Genomic DNA, 17,165 nt, shown 5'->3' on the forward strand with positions numbered 1-17,165 from the left:
CCGGACGGAAGTCTTGATGACTAGCGCGAGGATGAAACAGACAGGCTGGCAGCCTGTGCTATGTTTTGGGAGGCATCGGCGGGTTGCCGCCTTGCGGGCGTGGGGCGGGCGATGCGGCGGGATTAGGATTCGCTGGTCGGGTGCGAGCGGTGGGGCGACGTTTGATCGGCGTCAACGCGTGCTGCGCTTGATAGGCCACCTGGGCGATCAACGAATCGACTCGGTTGCGGCAGATCGCGTAGGCCGCCAGCGATGGGATGGCCACGACCAGTCCGCCGACGGTGGTTACCAGCGCTTGATAAATTCCTTCGGCAAGATCGCCGGCTCCGGCGGCACCCCGTGTCGTGGCGACTTGTTGGAAAGCAAAAATCATCCCGGTGACGGTTCCAAGCAGTCCCACCATCGGTGCGATGTTGCCGATCACCGACAAGTATTCAATTCGCCGCATCAAACGAGCCGATTGTTCGGCCAACGAATCTTCGACTGACTTTTCAACTTCATGCCATCCAAATTCCAGCTCGCTTAGCCCCGACAACAACACGACGCTCAGCACGCTCGGTTCGCGGCGACACGCGGTATCGGCTTCGGCCGGTCGTGCGTTCAATAACGCTTGGCGAACGGTATCGCTAACGCCATCAGGCAGAATCTCGGTCTTGCGAAGCGTCATCGTTTGGTCAAACACCAAATAAGCAGCCGCGATACTGAGTGCAAACAGCACCAGTAGAATCATCAATCCGATGATGCCACCGCTGAGGATGATGTCAAAAAGCCCCGCGGTCTCGGGCGTGTCCGATTGTGCGATCAGATTTGTCGGCGTTTGAAGAGCGATGTTGAAAAAGGATTGAGCGAAGCTGGTCGATTCATCCATGGCTATGACCTTTCGTCGTAATCGGCCGCGCCGACCGATAGTAAAAACTCGGCGTCCGACAGCAGCGGGTCGTCCCAGCGAAGTCGCAGTACGCCGTCGTCTTGCAAATGGGTAATGGTTTGATGATGTCGCTCGCGAATCCGCTGTTCCGCTTGATTGACGCGGCTGCGGCTTTGAGCAACCGACAATGCGAACATCGAAATCACCGCAGTCGGCAGGATCGCCAACAACAGGCTCGTCAACATCATTGCCAACTCAGGGCGTGGAAAGCGATCCAGGTCGCCTGAGAGTGTCGTCAGCGTGGAAAAACTGGCGACGAAATAGTCTCGGTACAACGCCACGACGGGGCCGGCCATGAACAACCAAAACACAAACGTCGCGAGCAACGCGAACGCCACCGTCGCAAACCGCGAGATCGAAACGCGATTGACCTCTTCATCAAATATCGTTTGCGACATTTCTTGTAATGTATCGATGCCCGCCAGATAAGCGAGTTGCGAACGCGAGTGGTCGTCGTCGTCGCCATGCCACGCCGCCGCCTTGACCGGTTGTCGTCGTAATTCGGCCAGTTCATCACGAAATCGACTCGCCAGCGGCCCCAGTCGATCGGCGACCGCGGCGGTACTGCGGCGCCGAAGCCCGTCGCGAACGTCTTGCTCGGCACCTTGTTGAGCGGTCAAATTTTTGGTGGTCGTCCATACCGCGCTAACCAACGACGGCAGCGAACCTGAAAGCGAGATCATCACGCGGTCCCAGGCACCGTGCGTCAGATTCAAAAGCCCAAGCAGTGAGCGATAGGGAAACCAGAACGCTGCGGTTTCGGTCAATAACGCCAAGCGAAGTCGCGATCGTACGGCGGCTCGCAGCGGGCCGTCGCTGCCAATCAACGACTCGGCAACTTGCGTGGGAATGGCAGTCGCTTCGCGATTCAGTCGCCGAACGGCGCTGGTCAATCCAGGCAATTGATCACTCAGAACGCCGTGCAGGGCGGCGCGAAAACGGCCGTCCAGTGCGGCAAGTCGGGTGCTCCGGCGACGATCACCTTCCCACAATTGCCCCAGTTCTTCTTGCAATCGTGACGCGACATTTTCCGCGGCCGTTGTGGCAATTTCCGATTCGTTTCGGCCTTCGATCTCGAAATCTTTGATCACAATCGGACGCGCAATCACGCTGGTCGGCGCCATTTCTCGCATCCGTTTTGCAAACGCGTCGATGTCGGCGTCCAAGCGATCATCGTGCTCACGCACCGCATTGATCACCGGGATCACGATACTGCCCTCACTCGCTTCGGCAAGCATGCCGACCGCGACGCTGCGGATCTGGTCTCGCCGGACGACCAACAACATGGCCGAGGCAAGCGATAACGCTCGCGCCGCAACGCCCGCAATCGCACGCCGATCGTCGGTCGACCCGGGCGCGTCAACGAGCATGTAGGTGATGCCAATCGATTGCATGTGAGCCGGATCACAATGCAAGTATTGTTCGTAACGGGGGTCCAGATCGGCGGGCGGCATGGGGCCGATCCAAACGAGTTTCTCGGTCGCTTCGTCCGCGTTGTTGCCGCTGCGAATCGAATTGGCGGCCGACGATTTGCGAATCAATTGACGGATCAACCACGACTTGCCTTGCCCGGTCGCGCCGACAATCGCGATCACCGACGTGCCACTGCTGCGGTCTTGCAGGATCATTCGCCGTGCTTCGGCGTGGTCGTCACACAGTTCCAGAACTTCGCGGCCCGTCGGACTGTCGGCCAGCACGCTGGTGGCCGAATGACGTACGCGACGCAAGAACGTGTCGCCCGGCAGACTGAGCGATTGATGGGGCGCCGTGGAATCGTCGTTTGCAGAGGAAGCAGAGGACACGTCAAACACTTTCAAAATTCAATTTCATTGGGCGACTTTATTAAACGGTGTTATTCGACGATGACTGAAACGCGGTTTTGAACCATTGAGTGATCGGTATACGGCATCAAGTCGGTCGCCAAAACTGCTGATTCGCGGAAAGACTCGAGCTTACCGAATTTGTGATTGCAACAAAGGTGATGCTGAGGCTTTGGAACTGCAACGAAAGTCTTGACGACTTCCGCTACGGACCTCATTGATTTTAAGCCTTGCAAAACACTAATCCCGAGGCACCTCGATCCCTCGCACCAACGCTTGCAGTTCTTCGTCGGTACTACGTCCTTCGATCTCGGCTTCGGCAGTCAGTTGAACTCGGTGACGCATCGCGGGCAGGGTGATTTCCACCACGTCGTCGGGGATCGCGTAGTCGCGTCCTGAGAACGCGGCGAGAGCGCGAGCCGATTGCATCAGCGCGATCCCCGCTCGTGGCGATGCTCCGATATGGAACGCGGGCCACGTTCGTGTTGCCCGGACAATCTTGTTGATATAATCGAGCAAGCTGTCTTCGATTAATACTTGGCCACATAACTGCATCGCTTCGAGCAAGCGTTCAGGATTGGTGACCGTTTTGACTTCGTCACGCAATCGTTGATTCAAATCGACTTGCTGAGAGTGCATGCGAAGAATCTCGGCCTCTTGATCCGATGTCGGATAATCGACTCGCAGTTTGAACATGAATCGATCGAGTTGTGCTTCGGGCAAATTGTACGTGCCTTCGCTCTCCAACGGGTTCTGTGTCGCCAAGACGAGGAACGGCCGTGGCACTCGGTGGCTGGTTCCGTCGACAGTGACGCGGTACTCCTGCATGATTTCCAGTAGTGCCGCATGAGTTTTCGCGGGCGAGCGGTTGATTTCGTCAGCCAGCAACAGCTGAGTGAACACCGGTCCGGGACGGAATCGAAACTCGCTTCGCTGCATGTCATAGACCGGTGCCCCTGTGATGTCCGACGGCATCAAGTCGGCAGTGAATTGAATCCGTCCGAATTCGCAACCAAGTGCTTGGCCGAGCGTTCGCACGAACAACGTTTTGCCGAGGCCTGGGACCGATTCGATCAAAACATGACCGCCCGCAAACAACGCGGTCAGCGTTCCCAGGACCAATTCGTCCTGACCGACGTACAGCTTGCCGATCTCGGCCGAGATTTCGTTATACAGTTGCTGGATCGGTTGCATCTTCGTCGACCGTGTCGGGGCGACATGCGACACCGCTGCGTTAGAGGGTGCTGCGTTCGAGGCCGCCGCATCCGATACCACCGCCCTGGGGATCTGGGGTGGCGGCCCGGCTTGGGATTCACTTGCCGAGGGTGGCGCACCGCGATCTTGCATCCCCGGGTCAGTAGGGGATTCGGGTCGCGCGGACGAGAGCGGGTCGTTCGAAGGTGGGAGATTGCTCAAGAGTTCGCCGTGATGTCAGAGTCGGTTGGGTCGAGAGGACGCGTGGTTTGACTTGAGGGTTGAGTATGACCGCCCGCGGGCGGATCTGGTAGGCCGGGCGGCGTTGACGATTCCGTGGTCGTGGGGTGAATCGCGGGACGGTGGATCGCTTCGTGCTCGGGTTCCGGCAGCACCCAGGGGCCTTGGGTTTCGCCATGAATTCGCCGCATGTACTCGCTGATGCGATGCCGGGCAAATTGCTCGCCGCCGGCACGGTTCATCAACGCAGCGACCGCATCCAAATGGTCGCCAAAGCTGCCTTTGACACTATAGCGGACGTGGCGGGCGCGACCGAGCGACGGTAACAGCATCAAACAGATCACCAAGCCTAAGAGTGCCGCATGGACCGTCACCAAACTCATCGGCCACGTCGTCAATAACTCCCAGCCCGACGCCTTCGGGACGCCCGGTTTCGATTCGCTGACAGGCAACGACTGCGGATCAACGCTGATGAAACCGGCACTTGGGGGTGGGGTGGACGGCGGCAGCGAGGCGAGGACGAGTTGGTCGGCCAATTCGATGGCCAGCGGTTTGGTGAACGCATAGTTTGTCAGCAGCGATCCGCCGGCGACGACAATGATCTGCGAACCGTTCCAACGTTTGGATTGCACTTGGGCGACGATCGTCGTCCCACTTTGGTCCTGAAGCAACGGCTGCAGCGTTACCGGAGTGTTCGTGATCTCGTTATCGCTAACGACCACCGCGGTCGCAGGTGTGGGCGTGGTTCCAGGGGTTGCCGCCGCCGCACCGCCGGTCGTCGTGTTGGCCGCTGCTTTAGCCGGCTTGCTTTTGGAAAAGGGCTCGATTTCATACTCGATCGTGTACGAACCGGATTGGCTGGTTTCCGAGCTAAATAGGTCAGCCCATTCGCCATCGAGCTTCGTGATGGGGTGGCCGGCGGGAAGGGGAGAGGAGGTGAACCAACCGTTAGAGACGGCTGCATTACGGATCAGCCGCGATTGGATCCGCCGGTTGATGCTTTTTGCGACGCGTCGACGATACTCTAAACGCTGTTCGGGAGGCGCCACCTTGCTGGCGTCGATCCAGTAATCCGTTTCACTACCGCTGTCGGGGATCACAAAAATCAGGGTGCGGTCGCCTTGGGTAAGCCAGCGATCGATCCAGCGGGTGACGCGAGGGTTAAAGCCATTAAAATGGGTCGGAGTCCAGACAAGGGCGTCGTTGGTAAGCACGCGATTGGAAAGCCGCGAGACATCACGATGCTGGAATCCGGCATTTTTGAAGGATTCACGTAGGGCACCAAAGCCGTTCAGACTTTGTTCTCCGTTGCGACCAGATGAGTCGCCGTACTTTGTCGATAAACCGCCGCAACCTATGGTCACGCTGATTAGCAGAGACAATAGGATGATCCACGGATTACGCGAATTGCCGACCATGGCCTCGGGATGCGGAGGGAATTTTGTTGGCATCATGCCGCCACCTCGTGATGCGATTGGACGATGCGTTCGAGCGTTTCGTTTTGGTTCCACAGATCGCGGAATTCGGCATCGGTGATCTGTTGGCGTCCAAAATAGGATCGTTCAAACGCGGTGGTGGTTTCCTTTAACAACGAGCCCAGTTCTGGGTTGGCATTGCGGCATTCGCGAACGTATTTGCCGTTGGTCTTGCCGCGATTGAGCCGGATCAGGGACGAGCGATCGAGCAACAATAACTGATGCGCGAACAACAAAATCACCGCTTGGTCGAATTGCCCCAACCCCATTAAGCGGGCTGCTTCGCTGCGAAGATTAACATCGGTGCGTCGCAATTCTGCGGGCAGGTGTTTCATTCGTTCGATCGTCTGTTCGTCTGGTCCCGCTCGATCGTCCGTCGCAACCGATTTGGATGTCGCGTTCAAGTCGATGTCTGTTTTTGACAACGCGTAAATCAACGTTCCCACAAGTCCAGCGATGATCGCAGCCAAAAACATCCAAGCAAACAGGTTGCCGAGCGTTAAATCGGTTCCAAACAAACCGGTGGTTGTCGACCCCGTGGCAGTGGGCGAAGCCGCGGAAGGAGGCGTTTTTTTGGCTACCTGTTTAGCCTTAGGCAACCAGCGACTATCGCGGTGTTCGGAATCGTCCACGCTGGTTTGTACCGTGACCGGTACGATTTTTCCTTCGTCGGGATCAAACCAAACCGTTGACGGCAATGCTTTTTCGGCGAACGATCGCTGTTTCGTATCGCTGGCGTCTTGGGCGAATACCCGAGTGCTTAGCTGGCAGATCAAACTTGTCACGACAACAAGCATCACGATGCGGCAGTGCAGTGGATTGTTTGGCATCATGACGCCCCTGGACTGTTTTGAACAAGCGGCTCAGCGGGGGTAGGTGCCGCGGTCGCGGGGACTGGATTCGCCGGGACGACTTTACCTCGGGTGTTGACGGGTTGTTTGTGTTGAGGGCGAACCGCCAGTCCGGCCTCTTCGCCAAATTGCCGCATCGCCTCGGCGCGAATCGCCAGTTCCACTTCCCATCCTTCCAGCCGGATTCGAGTATCTAAATAGTTCAGCAATCGCATCACCACGCTGACGCCAGCAACCAACCATAACGACGCGGGAAACATGACAGTCAAGAAAAATAGATCCCAATCGGGATTGCCGGTCGCGATCACACGAACGAACAACATCGAACACAGGACACTCATAAAGATCCAAAACAGGATGAACGATGACGCCAAGAATCGGCCTCCCAAATCACTCGCCATCGGTTGATGCAGTGCCTTGCTGCGGCGTGACAGAGTGATGTCGGTCACCGATCGACTGCGAAGCGGACATTGTTCGAGCAATAGAATCTCGGGCATAAAGGGGCGGTTGCTACGCACCAAGGTTGCGGCCACCAAAATGCATATGGGAATCATGCCATCCCAAAACCAATCTGCGGGTTGCCCTAGTCGAAACAAACAAATTGCCATCGCGGGAATCGCCCAGCGTGCGACGCCTAAGACCCACAACCATCGCCAAAAATATTGTTTTGCATCACTGAAAACGCTTGTCCACGTGGGGCGGCTTTCAAATACCGCTTGTCCAAGGTAGATGGTGGTGGCGACGCCCGCCGCCGGCGTCTGCAAGACGACCAACAGCGAGATCCAGCAGACGTATCGCCAAATTTCCGCAACCGCATCGGGGTCATCTGCACCATAGTCGGATTCGGTGATGGGGATCCAGTAAAGCAAAAGCGCATTGAGCAGCGCCCACGGAACCGCGCCCACGAAAAAGCCAACCCCAATCGCGGACGGGTAGCGGCGCAGCATCACTAAGGACAAATCACCGATCTCGGACAAGGTTCGGCGGCGAACCACCACATGGGTGCGATCAAGTTGCATGTGTCACTCGCCCCACTGATGCGGAATCACCCGAGTCCGACTCGATCGTTGTCGGTTCATACCGGGCCGAATGCGACCCGCGTGATCGCTTGGGCCACGGGAACCCAAGAATCACAAAGTAAAAACTAATCATGCCCGATGACATGATCGCCCATGCCGCTTTGAAGATGAACGGCAGCGGGCTGGGAGACAGGAATCCTTCGGTGAACGCTGCCAACACGAACATCGCTGCGGCGGCGGCCATCACCGGGATCGCTTGGACCGCACTGCGACGAAGCGAATCAATTCGGTTCAGTCCGCCGGTGCGAAACCATCCGACGCCAAGCCGCAATCCGGCAGCAGCGGACAATGCGATCGCGGTTAATTCAAAAGGACCATGTGCGGTGACAAATTGAAAGAAATTGTCGCCGCCGGTCACATCGGGTCTGGCCATGTAGCCAAACGCGACGCCCAGGACGACCGCGTTATAGGCCAATTTGAACAAACACGGGATGATCAAAATACCCGAGGCGAAACAGGTCAATCCAATACCGGTGTTGTGATTGATATAGAACCCGGCCATCGAAACGTAATGGTCGAGCGAACCATTGAGTTTGTGCTCGTACATCGACTCGAGACTTTCCAACTGCGATTCGCCCATCACCGCATTGGCAAATCCCGGGAACTGCTCTTCGTTGTAACCCATATACATCGCGAGCGTAAAAAGCCCGAAAAACAGAATCGTGGCCACTCGCACGCACGAATCTGCAAAGATTTGTCGCGGAGCTTCGTAGAACAATACATCGACCCAAGTGGACGGTTCAAATTGGTTTGCCCGATAGAGTTGATTGTGAGCTCGGGCTACCAATTGGTGCAGGTAGGTCACCGTGTTGGGAGGCAATTGGTATGCATCGGCCAGTGCCAGGTCGGCGCAGGCAGCACGATACAGCGACGAAAATCGTGCAATCCCTTGGGCGCCGCGATGTTCAGGACCACCCGCGCGATCGGTGCGTCCACGTGATTCCATCGCATCGCACAACGATTCGAGTTCGTTCCACTGAACGCGACGCTTGTCTAAGATCGAGGCAACATTCATGAGGGAGCCCGCATCGGTGTCAGAGGTTGGTTACCCGCAAGGACTTGGGTTGGTTTGTTTGCGTCTTTCGCCAAGGGGCTGAAGTCTGCCAGATTTCCCAGGTCGGGAAGTTCGCCCGTCGCGTCCGCAAGAAAGGTTTTGTAGTAGAGCGAATACATCAGCAAGTCGGGATCAATGTCGTTGCGAAATTCAAACCGCTCGATCAACGGGATCGTCAAATGTTTGGCGATTTCGCGTCGACGCGCTGGAGTCAGGTAGTGGCGTCGCTCGGCATAGATCGCCAAGGTTTTTGCCATACTTCGCGAGACGCGATAATCGGCGGGAATGAACGATGCCAACGCAGGCACTCGCGGGTCGTCGACTTTGGCAATCGGCAATCGCCAACTCCGCTCGTCCACAATCACCATCGTGCCGGCGGCCAAGTCGCCAAGCCGTTGCATCCGACGGGTGAAGATCATCGACAACAAACAAACCATCGCAGTCGGAATGATGAAGGCCGGTGGCGCGTCTTCGGCACCAAGACTTGATAGCGGGGCGACGGGTAAAAAGTCGGCGATCCGCAACAGGTTGCGAATCAACGCTCGTTTGCCGGTGATCGGTCGGCCTTCGATATCGATGACGCGAATCCCGGTGGCCCATTTGCCAACCGTTCGCCCATTGAAATAGGTCTCCAGCGTGGCTCCGTAAAACCAGCTGACCACGAAATTCAAAATCAACGCACCCGCACCGATGAACGGTCCGAAAAATCGCAAATCGAGAATCGTGCCGGTGATCAACATCAGCACGACGACGCCGATGATGACGAGCCAGCGGATCGCGACGTCGATCAAATACGCCGGCAATCGGCGAAACGGACCCGCCAACTGATAGTTAAAGGCGATGTTCTCCGGCGTCACTACCGCGATCGTCGTGTCGAGTGCAGCAGGGACGCTCATGCGTGGGCTTGGGGCTCAAAAATAATTTTCGAAATGTGCAGTTCCGCTCACCTACCATTATCGCGTGTAGCCCCCTCGTCGTGCAACCACGGCGAGGTCCGAATCGCCCGTTCCGAACCATTTTCGCGGGCCACCATTTTCGTCAACTTCGATCGATTACGGCAGAGCGACTTGAGAATGATGGCTGAGGTACGAAAACAAATCGCGGATTTCACGCTGCGATAGCGTGTCGAGTAGCCCTTCAGGCATCGGCGATTTTTCAGTTACCTTTTGCTGTTCGACTTCAATTCGAGGTATCGTCATCTGCTCAGTTGCGGTATGGATCGTTACGGTTTGGTCGGATTGGTCGGTCAGCAGCCCGTTGATCACGCGGCCATCATCGAGCAACAGGATTGTCATTCGATAGTTCTTGTCCACCACCGAACTGGGGTCGATGATGTTGGACAACAAGTAATCGAGGTTGCTGCGGTTACCACCCGACAGATCTGGGCCGACCTGGCCTCCTTCGCCATACAAGCGGTGGCAATTTTGACAATGTTTTTGAAACAATGCCCGGCCGGCGCTGCGATCCGCTTGGGACAACACGTCGGCGGACAATTCGTTTTTCAGTTTTTCGATCAATCGTTGTTTGTCTTCCGGCGATTCACGTACCTCGCCCCAGACTTCGCCAATCCGCTGGTTCAGCGCCGCGTCGCCGAGGCTTTGGATTTGCCGCACCTGGAACGCCGACAAGTCTTGACGTGGGATCTTGCCCTCGCCAATCGCATCGAGCAACTCGCGGGCGAACGATTTGCGTGACGACAGCAACGATACAATTTGAGGTTTGTCGGGGCCACGGAATCGGTTGTACCCCGATACCAGCGTCGCGGCGACCTTGGGGTCGTCAAACGTTGCCAGGCCTTTCGCAGCTAACACATTCATACGAGCATCGTTGATCAATTTTTCGCAAACAGGTCTCAGCTCTTTACTTTGACTTTGGATCAACGTTTGCAACGCGGCCAATCGTGTTTCGAAAGAGACCGGCTCGTTTGAATCCGTCGCTGATTTACCGAGTGCGATCTGTTTGACTTCGTCCATCGCGCGGCCGTCGCCAAACACTACGCTCAATTCGCGAATTAGTGGGCGAAGTTCGTCGTGGTCAACGCGAACGACTTGGTCCCATGACTTGGGGCGAGTCGCGGAGGCCCAGCCGCGAAGCCCGTCGCTGACGCCGCTCAAAACCGCGAGTTGAAAGTGGCGATCATTGCTTTCTGCGACCTTCGTCAACAGAGCGTCAATCGCAGCGGGAGATCGCGTGATTTCTTCGGCTAAACAACGAGCAATCAATCGCGTTAACCGAGGTTGTTGGCAACCGGTTGCCACCGACACCAAGTCGTCGTGGTGACCTTTTCCGAGCGGCATCACGCCGTACCAGATCATCAGCGGAATGTTGTGATCGTCGGCATCTTCGATTCGCATCGCCAGCGGTTTAGCCAGTGCGGCACGCTGCTGCAGCGGTAATCGCTGCAGCGTCGACGCCAGCGCCAAACGAACCGCGGCAGAGGAATCCGTACTCGCAATCGTGGCAAAACGCCGGGTCAACGCTTTGGAGGTTGACGAATTGGGGGCCGGCAATTGCGATTTCCATTCCGCACCCATCACATCATCGATCGGCCACGTCTCGCTCAAGAGCCGAATCGCCCAAACGCGAACATGTTCGTGGCGGTGGTCCAGGAACGCAGCCAAGTCGTCTGGCGTGGTGGCACCGCAAGCGTGCAACGTCAACAGTGACTGCACCGCAGTCGATTCGCGTGTGTCGCTCGCCGCAAAAATTTGACGCAGTCGATCTGTTGCCGCGGTGATGTCTTGCCCCGCATTGGATCGTTCGATCAGCTCGATGCGAGCTTGACGGCGTTGCCAGCGATTGCCTGGCAAATGAGCGTTGGCCAACTCGGATAGCGACCACATTGCAACATCGCTCGATGAAGAGGCCTTTTTCGAAGTGGATTCGTCGCCGTAGCTGATTTTGAAGACGCGTCCGCTTTCGCGATGCACTCCGGTGTGTTCGTGGCACTCACCGGTATCGCTCCAATCGATAGCAAACACGTTTCCGTCGGGGCCGGTGCTTAGATCCATACCGCGGAACCAGGGATCTTTGGCCAAGATCATATCGGGCTCGTGTCGCAGAATATAACCGCTGCCGTGTCGCTCGATCCGTTCTTGGTTGGCACGTCGACCATGGAAGTTGAACGTCAACAGTTTGCCGACATAGGCGTCCGGCCAAGAATCGCCTTGATAGATCAACGTGCCGCAATGAGCATGACCGCCGCCGTAATCGTTCGCCGCACCGTCACGCGACTTGGTCCAGCTCTGCCCCGTATCGAAATGCCAATGATCCGCATGCATTTCGATCATCTCGTAGGCACGTCGGTTCGGATCGAGTGTGAAGGGACGCGGAAAATGGGCACCCGGAATCATGTGCCATAAATGGCCGTTGACGGTGTTACAGAAGAACATTTCGCCGACGTCGTTCCAGTCGTGTCCCCACGGGTTGGTCGTTCCCGCAGTCAAGACTTCGGCGATTTCATGTTTCGGGTGATAACGCCAAATGCCTCCTTCGAGTGCTGGACGCTGATCGCGAGGCGTCTCGGGTTTACCGATGCGTCCCGGACAAGAACCGCCGCAACGACCGTACAGCCAACCGTCGGGGCCGAAGCGGATACCGTTGGCAAAGTTGTGATAGTTTTGTTGAGCCACATCGAACCCGTCCAGCACGACTTTGCCGGGACCATCGGGAACGTCATCGCCGTCGGCATCGGGAATGAAGATCAGCTTTGGAGGGCACATCAACCAAACCCCACCATGGCCGACTTCGATTCCGGTCAACATTTGCACGTCATCGGTAAATACGGTGCGGCGGACGCGATTTGGCGAAGACTCGTCCTCCGCTTCGTCCTGGTGTGCGGGATCGAGGATGACGACCCGGTCACGTAGGTCAAGCTGAAAACGTTGTTGGCGTTCCGCGTAAGTGAAATTTTCCGCGATCCACAATCGTCCACGCGAATCCCAAGCCATCGCGATCGGGTTCATCACGTCAGGTTCGGATGCCACCGCCGTCACGCGAAACCCGTCAGGGACCGTGAACGTTTCGGCAGATTCAGCAGCGGTCATCACCGGAGCGTCTGCAAGCGGTTCGGTATTAAAAAGCGGAGGAAACTCGGCGTTGGCAACGGAGGGCACCAGCAGAAGTATCCCGAGCAACAAAATGCGATGCATCAGCCAGTTTCCTTGTACTTTTTTTCAATTCATTGTCGCGACAGCGACGGCAGGAGATAGCCCCAGACGCAAGTCCGGAGGGCGACATCGCCTCTCATGCAGGCTTAGTCGCAAAGCGACGACAGGTGTCGAATCCCCGTGGTCCATTGACGCGTACACCCGCGTTTCCTGTCGTCGCGTTGCGACTTGCTTCGCTTTGGTTTCCCAAACCCCGGACTGGCGTCCGGAGCTACTACCTGTCGTCACTTCGTGACTAATCCAGTGACGAAACGCCGAGACGAAAACAACACCCAAAATGGCCGCTCACGCATTCTAGTCGATCACCGAGGCGGGTTTTGGTTTGGGCGCGTTCGGGTCAGGTGGGTTTTTCGGTGGCGGTGGTGGCGGGCCGAGCCGGATGCCGCCGTCAATGTGAGTCGTGTAGACCCAATCGGCTGGCTGAGGTTCCCAGCCCGCGAGGACTCCTTCGTCGCTGAACAGTCCTCGTGCCGCTACGTAGACATCAAAACTGTCCGGCAACACGTGGAAGCGTCCGTAGTACTTTGTCGTGTCGAGTTGGCTGAGCACGTCACGGCGAATTTTGGAGCGAGGGTTCAGGATCGCTGATTCGTTCGCACCGCGTCCTTCGCGAGGGATCAAACGGATCCGCGGCCACGTCTTTGACTGGACGAAATACTCGACGTCAAAAAATTCGTCCTGGTCCTTTAGCTTCTCATAAAATGCCGTGAATTTTTCAGGATCGATGCCAGCGGCAGGATCACGGTCCAAACCGCCACGCTGGATGATCGCCTTGGCTTTTAATTCGGCTCGCTTGCGAAAGAACTCGGCATTCACCGGATAAACCAAGTTGTTGACGCAGATAAACGTCGCCTCTTTCGTCCCCGGCGGTGCCGGACGCGGATTCGGAATACTGACTTTGATGTCCGGTGCAGCTTGCCGCCGAGGCGTTTTGTCGAGGATCGCTTCGAGTTCCGCTTTACGCTCTAGCGACGTTGCGATCAGCGTGTGCATTTTCTCGCGTTGCTCTTTGGTATTGGCAATCTCGGCCGCCTTCTTCTCTGCCATTTCACGATCCGCTTGGATCTTCATGGCAAATTCGTTCATCTGCTTTTTGCGATCTTCAATGTTTTTCTTGCGTCGGGCTAGCAGTTCCTTGCTCTTTCGCAGTTCTTCTCGCTGCGCATCGGCATCGATGTCCAAGGGATCCACAAGCATCCGATTCAGTTCAAACGCCTCCTGCTTTTTCTGTAGCAGTTTCTTTTGCAGTTCTTCGACCTGAGCCTCGTCGACTTGGGATTCCTCGGTGACGCGTGTCACGACCTCCGCGACACTCATTTGCGTCACGATCAAGACAAGCACCAAGATACCGACGACATTGGTCATCGTATCAAGCAGCGAATCCAAGCCGCCGTCTTCATCATCATTGCTGGGTTGGCGTTTCATTGTTCACGCTCCGTTTTCTTGGAAGCCGCAAAGGCACTCAAATCGATTCGTCCTTTGCCGACAACCGGAATCTTGCCGTTGCGGATTCCACGACTGTCACAAATCTTCTTCGCCGCACGATAGACCGACAATCCATCGCTGCGGACTAGAAATACGATCGTATCGTCCTTGCCATTGAGTGTGGTTTCCAATAAAGCGATAAAGTCCGCGTCCTTAGCCATTTCGCTGGCACGAATGCGTTTGGGCGGCTGTAAGTGATGCATCACGATCGCCCCTTCGGTGCATTCAACAAAATGCGGCACAAAGTTCAATCCGCTGCCTTGTGGCAACACCGTCACGTTGGACTCGGCAGCGTCGGCACGCTCGGCCGCTTCACGTTCAAGCTGCGCCAATTCCTCTTGCAACGCTTCGAGTTCCGCTTTCATCTCGCCAGCGGTTTCGCGTTCTTTCTCGCTAAGTGTCGGGATGACAATTTTGACTTTTTCCTGTTCGGCGAGCTGTTTCTCGATCTCTTCCTGCTCCTTCAGCAGTTCCTCGAGCTGCTCGAGGGTGATGTTGAGCAACTTCTTTTCTTCGCGCAGTTGCAAACCGGTCGAATTGGAAACCTCGATTTCACGCCGCAGTTCGGCGACCTCTTCGAGTGTTTCGTCGAGTTCTTTCTTGGATTTCTCGTACTGCTCGATCTGAGCAATGTCCGGCGTGTCGGTTTGTGCGAGCGCAAGGGTCGCGATCATCATCGTCAGCACGCCAATCACGCTGGCGATGATGCTGAGAAACGGAAACAGCGAGATGTCGTCGTCGGAGGTTCTTGGTCTGCGTGCCATGGTTAACCTCGCCCACGTGTCCGTGACTTTTTGCCAAACCATCCGTTGCGGCTCGTTTCGGGCTGTACCGCGACTTGCTGAACAACCACTTGTTGGTCACCGAGTTTGTCGAGCACGCCACTTAAACTGGCTAAACCTGATTGCACGCCGGATAGATGATCTGAGAGCGACGTGTTGGTTTGCGAGAACGTTTCGTTGACGTGAGTTTGCAGCGTGGTGGTTTGTTCGGCCAGCGAGCTGAGTGTTTGCTGGATCTTGTCCGCCGCATTTGCCATCTGATCCAACTGGGCCTGCAACCGAGCTTGTTGGTCGAGCTGTTGCTCGTGCAGCACGTTGACATGTTTTTGTTGTTGTTCTTCGATTCGTTTATTGACCTTGTCCCAGCCCGCCGAGACCTGGTCGGTCAGATGGGTGCCGATCGTATCGAGTTTCGAGAGCCACTGTTCCATTTCGGCATGATGCGTGCCTAACGCCTGTTCGACCGCTTGCCGGAAAATGTCGGACTCACCGCCGCCTGCGGTTGCACCACGCTCGGCGCCCCCTTCGCGTCCGTCGTTCAGCCGACGCAGCAGGTTTTCGTTGCAATACTCGTCCACGTTGGTGATCACATCCTCTTCGCTTTTCTGCAGTGCGGAAGCGGGGATTTTCACCAACATACTCATGATCAGCGCTAGCAGCGTGGTGTCAAACGCGGTACCGAGCCCGCCGAACACGTCCTGTAGCGCCGCCTTCATCGCATCCATGCTGCCGCCGCCACTGAGGCTAGACGCCAAACTTGCGACCGCCGAGCTGACCCCCATGACCGTCCCGATGAACCCGAGGATTGGCAGCGACCAAATGAACACTTTCAAGATTGTGTAACTACCAGCCACATTGTTGGCATCGATCGCCGATTGCGACTCCATCATCGTGACGGTTTCGGCAGCACTTTTACGGACACGAAAATGTTCGATCCCACGAACCACGCGGTTGACCAGGAACGTATCGCTGCTGGCTCCGGGAAGCTCGTTGATGTGCAGGATAAAACGGTCAATGGAAGCGACCGTGATCTCCGGCGAAACCTCGGTTGGCAACACGTCCAACAGCATCGCGTCCTTTTGCTTTTTCAGATTCAGCCACTTCAGCCCCAAGATGGCAATCGCCCAGAACATCAGCAGCGTTGTCGGAAAGGGGACCGGTCCGCGCTGCCAAAACAGTTGGCCAAACGCACTGTCTTGGATCGGGTAGGTCACGCCGTACCACAGCACCGCCATGCCACCGCCGATCAGAAAGCTGAGCACCAAGCTAACGTCGCTGCTGGCCGAATCACTGCTGCTGCTGAACCAGCTTTTTTCGCGTCGACGCCGTTTGACTGCTTTCTTGGCCGGAGCCGCTGCGGGTGCCACTGTTGTTTGGATTGCCGGGGTAACGGCGCCCGCAGGCTCGGAGGCGATGTCCGCTGTGGTCGTCTTCGCACGCGGTTTGCCGGATGCCGGAGTCTCGCTGATCTGGATGCCTGGGAATGCGGGTTCGGGTTCCGGCGGCGCGGTCTCGGGAATTCGCACCGTCGCTCGGCAATAAGGGCAAGCGCGACTTTTGCCAGCCAGACTTTCGGAAACCTTCAGCGATTTGTTGCAACCAGGACAGGAGATCTTAAAAAAGGACATTCGTTTTCCGCAAAAGGCAGAGGGGGAGGCAGAGGTGGGAGAAGCAACGAGACAAGCGTCTTCATGTTATAGACAGACGCGGAGGAGGAATCAAAACGATAGCGGACGGTAAAACAAGCAATCTTGATCGTACGCCGGAAATATTGTCGCGTCCGACAATATTCAACGTATCCCATCGGTGTTTCGTACCCGCCGATAGGTCCGTATTCTAACGAAAAACGTCGCATTTGCGCGAGACGCCGCCACGCCGCCGCAGAGGGGGTGAGGCTGGTTTTGTTAGCCGTTTGGGTTAACGCTGTGAAGCATTTTCTCGTAGCTACCAACGCCCGAAGGTGGTGATTCGTATTGGCCGGCAACCATCCACGCTCTGGCGAGCGTAGCTACAAAACGCAAAGGCCGGAAGAAAAATTCACCTCGAAGATTCGATGACGACAGCAAAGAGTTAGCAGTCCAGGCTCGC

12 protein-coding genes are annotated in these 17,165 nt (G+C 56.5%); all 12 read right to left on the reverse strand.

Features of this window, described 5'->3' with window-relative positions; genetic code table 11:
• Positions 1-58: 58 nt before the first annotated feature.
• The 12 genes from ABD971_RS28620 to ABD971_RS28675 all read right to left on the reverse strand — a co-directional run bounded on the left by ABD971_RS28620 (position 59) and on the right by ABD971_RS28675 (position 16,705).
• Positions 59-868 carry a MotA/TolQ/ExbB proton channel family protein gene (locus ABD971_RS28620; RefSeq protein WP_339940390.1) on the reverse strand — a complete coding sequence of 270 codons (810 nt, stop codon included), beginning with the start codon at positions 866-868 and terminating at the stop codon, positions 59-61.
• Between the two features lie 2 nt (positions 869-870).
• Complete coding sequence (locus tag ABD971_RS28625; protein WP_345327157.1) at positions 871-2,730, reverse strand: hypothetical protein; 1,860 nt, start codon at positions 2,728-2,730, stop codon at positions 871-873.
• A gap of 258 nt (positions 2,731-2,988) precedes the next feature.
• Positions 2,989-4,164, reverse strand: coding sequence for an AAA family ATPase (locus ABD971_RS28630; protein ID WP_425571387.1), 1,176 nt, complete (start codon positions 4,162-4,164; stop codon positions 2,989-2,991).
• Positions 4,161-5,633 carry a hypothetical protein gene (locus ABD971_RS28635; protein ID WP_345327158.1) on the reverse strand — a complete coding sequence of 491 codons (1,473 nt, stop codon included), beginning with the start codon at positions 5,631-5,633 and terminating at the stop codon, positions 4,161-4,163. The genes ABD971_RS28630 and ABD971_RS28635 overlap by 4 nt, the downstream gene beginning before the upstream one ends.
• On the reverse strand, positions 5,633-6,487 hold the full coding sequence (locus ABD971_RS28640; RefSeq protein WP_345327159.1) for a DUF4129 domain-containing protein: 855 nt from the start codon (positions 6,485-6,487) through the stop codon (positions 5,633-5,635). Before ABD971_RS28640 ends, ABD971_RS28635 begins: the two co-directional genes overlap by 1 nt.
• Positions 6,487-7,527, reverse strand: coding sequence for a hypothetical protein (locus ABD971_RS28645; protein WP_339940382.1), 1,041 nt, complete (start codon positions 7,525-7,527; stop codon positions 6,487-6,489). Before ABD971_RS28645 ends, ABD971_RS28640 begins: the two co-directional genes overlap by 1 nt.
• Positions 7,517-8,602, reverse strand: coding sequence for a stage II sporulation protein M (locus ABD971_RS28650; protein ID WP_345327160.1), 1,086 nt, complete (start codon positions 8,600-8,602; stop codon positions 7,517-7,519). The genes ABD971_RS28645 and ABD971_RS28650 overlap by 11 nt, the downstream gene beginning before the upstream one ends.
• On the reverse strand, positions 8,599-9,537 hold the full coding sequence (locus ABD971_RS28655; protein ID WP_339940378.1) for an RDD family protein: 939 nt from the start codon (positions 9,535-9,537) through the stop codon (positions 8,599-8,601). The genes ABD971_RS28650 and ABD971_RS28655 overlap by 4 nt, the downstream gene beginning before the upstream one ends.
• A 156-nt stretch (positions 9,538-9,693) precedes the next feature.
• The gene (locus tag ABD971_RS28660; RefSeq protein ID WP_345327161.1) at positions 9,694-12,792 is read right to left on the reverse strand and encodes a PVC-type heme-binding CxxCH protein; all 3,099 of its coding nucleotides are present in this window, start codon (positions 12,790-12,792) and stop codon (positions 9,694-9,696) included.
• A 312-nt stretch (positions 12,793-13,104) separates the two neighbouring features.
• Positions 13,105-14,235 carry a DUF4200 domain-containing protein gene (locus ABD971_RS28665; RefSeq protein ID WP_345327162.1) on the reverse strand — a complete coding sequence of 377 codons (1,131 nt, stop codon included), beginning with the start codon at positions 14,233-14,235 and terminating at the stop codon, positions 13,105-13,107.
• Positions 14,232-15,059 carry a hypothetical protein gene (locus ABD971_RS28670; RefSeq protein WP_345327163.1) on the reverse strand — a complete coding sequence of 276 codons (828 nt, stop codon included), beginning with the start codon at positions 15,057-15,059 and terminating at the stop codon, positions 14,232-14,234. The genes ABD971_RS28665 and ABD971_RS28670 overlap by 4 nt, the downstream gene beginning before the upstream one ends.
• A 2-nt stretch (positions 15,060-15,061) precedes the next feature.
• A complete protein-coding gene (locus ABD971_RS28675) occupies positions 15,062-16,705 on the reverse strand; it encodes a MotA/TolQ/ExbB proton channel family protein (RefSeq protein ID WP_345327164.1) in 1,644 nt (547 codons plus the stop codon).
• Positions 16,706-17,165: the final 460 nt, after the last annotated feature.

Source organism: Novipirellula rosea, from assembly GCF_039541335.1.
Taxonomy (GTDB): domain Bacteria; phylum Planctomycetota; class Planctomycetia; order Pirellulales; family Pirellulaceae; genus Novipirellula; species Novipirellula rosea.

Bases quoted from the DNA above. Each gene is read 5' to 3' on its own strand.
- ABD971_RS28620 (WP_339940390.1), bottom strand. From the start codon at position 868: ATGGATGAATCGACCAGCTTCGCTCAATCCTTTTTCAACATCGCTCTT.
- ABD971_RS28635 (WP_345327158.1), bottom strand. From the start codon at position 5,633: ATGCCAACAAAATTCCCTCCGCATCCCGAGGCCATGGTCGGCAATTCG.
- ABD971_RS28640 (WP_345327159.1), bottom strand. From the start codon at position 6,487: ATGCCAAACAATCCACTGCACTGCCGCATCGTGATGCTTGTTGTCGTG.
- ABD971_RS28645 (WP_339940382.1), bottom strand. From the start codon at position 7,527: ATGCAACTTGATCGCACCCATGTGGTGGTTCGCCGCCGAACCTTGTCC.
- ABD971_RS28650 (WP_345327160.1), bottom strand. From the start codon at position 8,602: ATGAATGTTGCCTCGATCTTAGACAAGCGTCGCGTTCAGTGGAACGAA.
- ABD971_RS28655 (WP_339940378.1), bottom strand. From the start codon at position 9,537: ATGAGCGTCCCTGCTGCACTCGACACGACGATCGCGGTAGTGACGCCG.
- ABD971_RS28660 (WP_345327161.1), bottom strand. From the start codon at position 12,792: ATGCATCGCATTTTGTTGCTCGGGATACTTCTGCTGGTGCCCTCCGTT.
- ABD971_RS28665 (WP_345327162.1), bottom strand. From the start codon at position 14,235: ATGAAACGCCAACCCAGCAATGATGATGAAGACGGCGGCTTGGATTCG.
- ABD971_RS28670 (WP_345327163.1), bottom strand. From the start codon at position 15,059: ATGGCACGCAGACCAAGAACCTCCGACGACGACATCTCGCTGTTTCCG.
- ABD971_RS28675 (WP_345327164.1), bottom strand. From the start codon at position 16,705: ATGTCCTTTTTTAAGATCTCCTGTCCTGGTTGCAACAAATCGCTGAAG.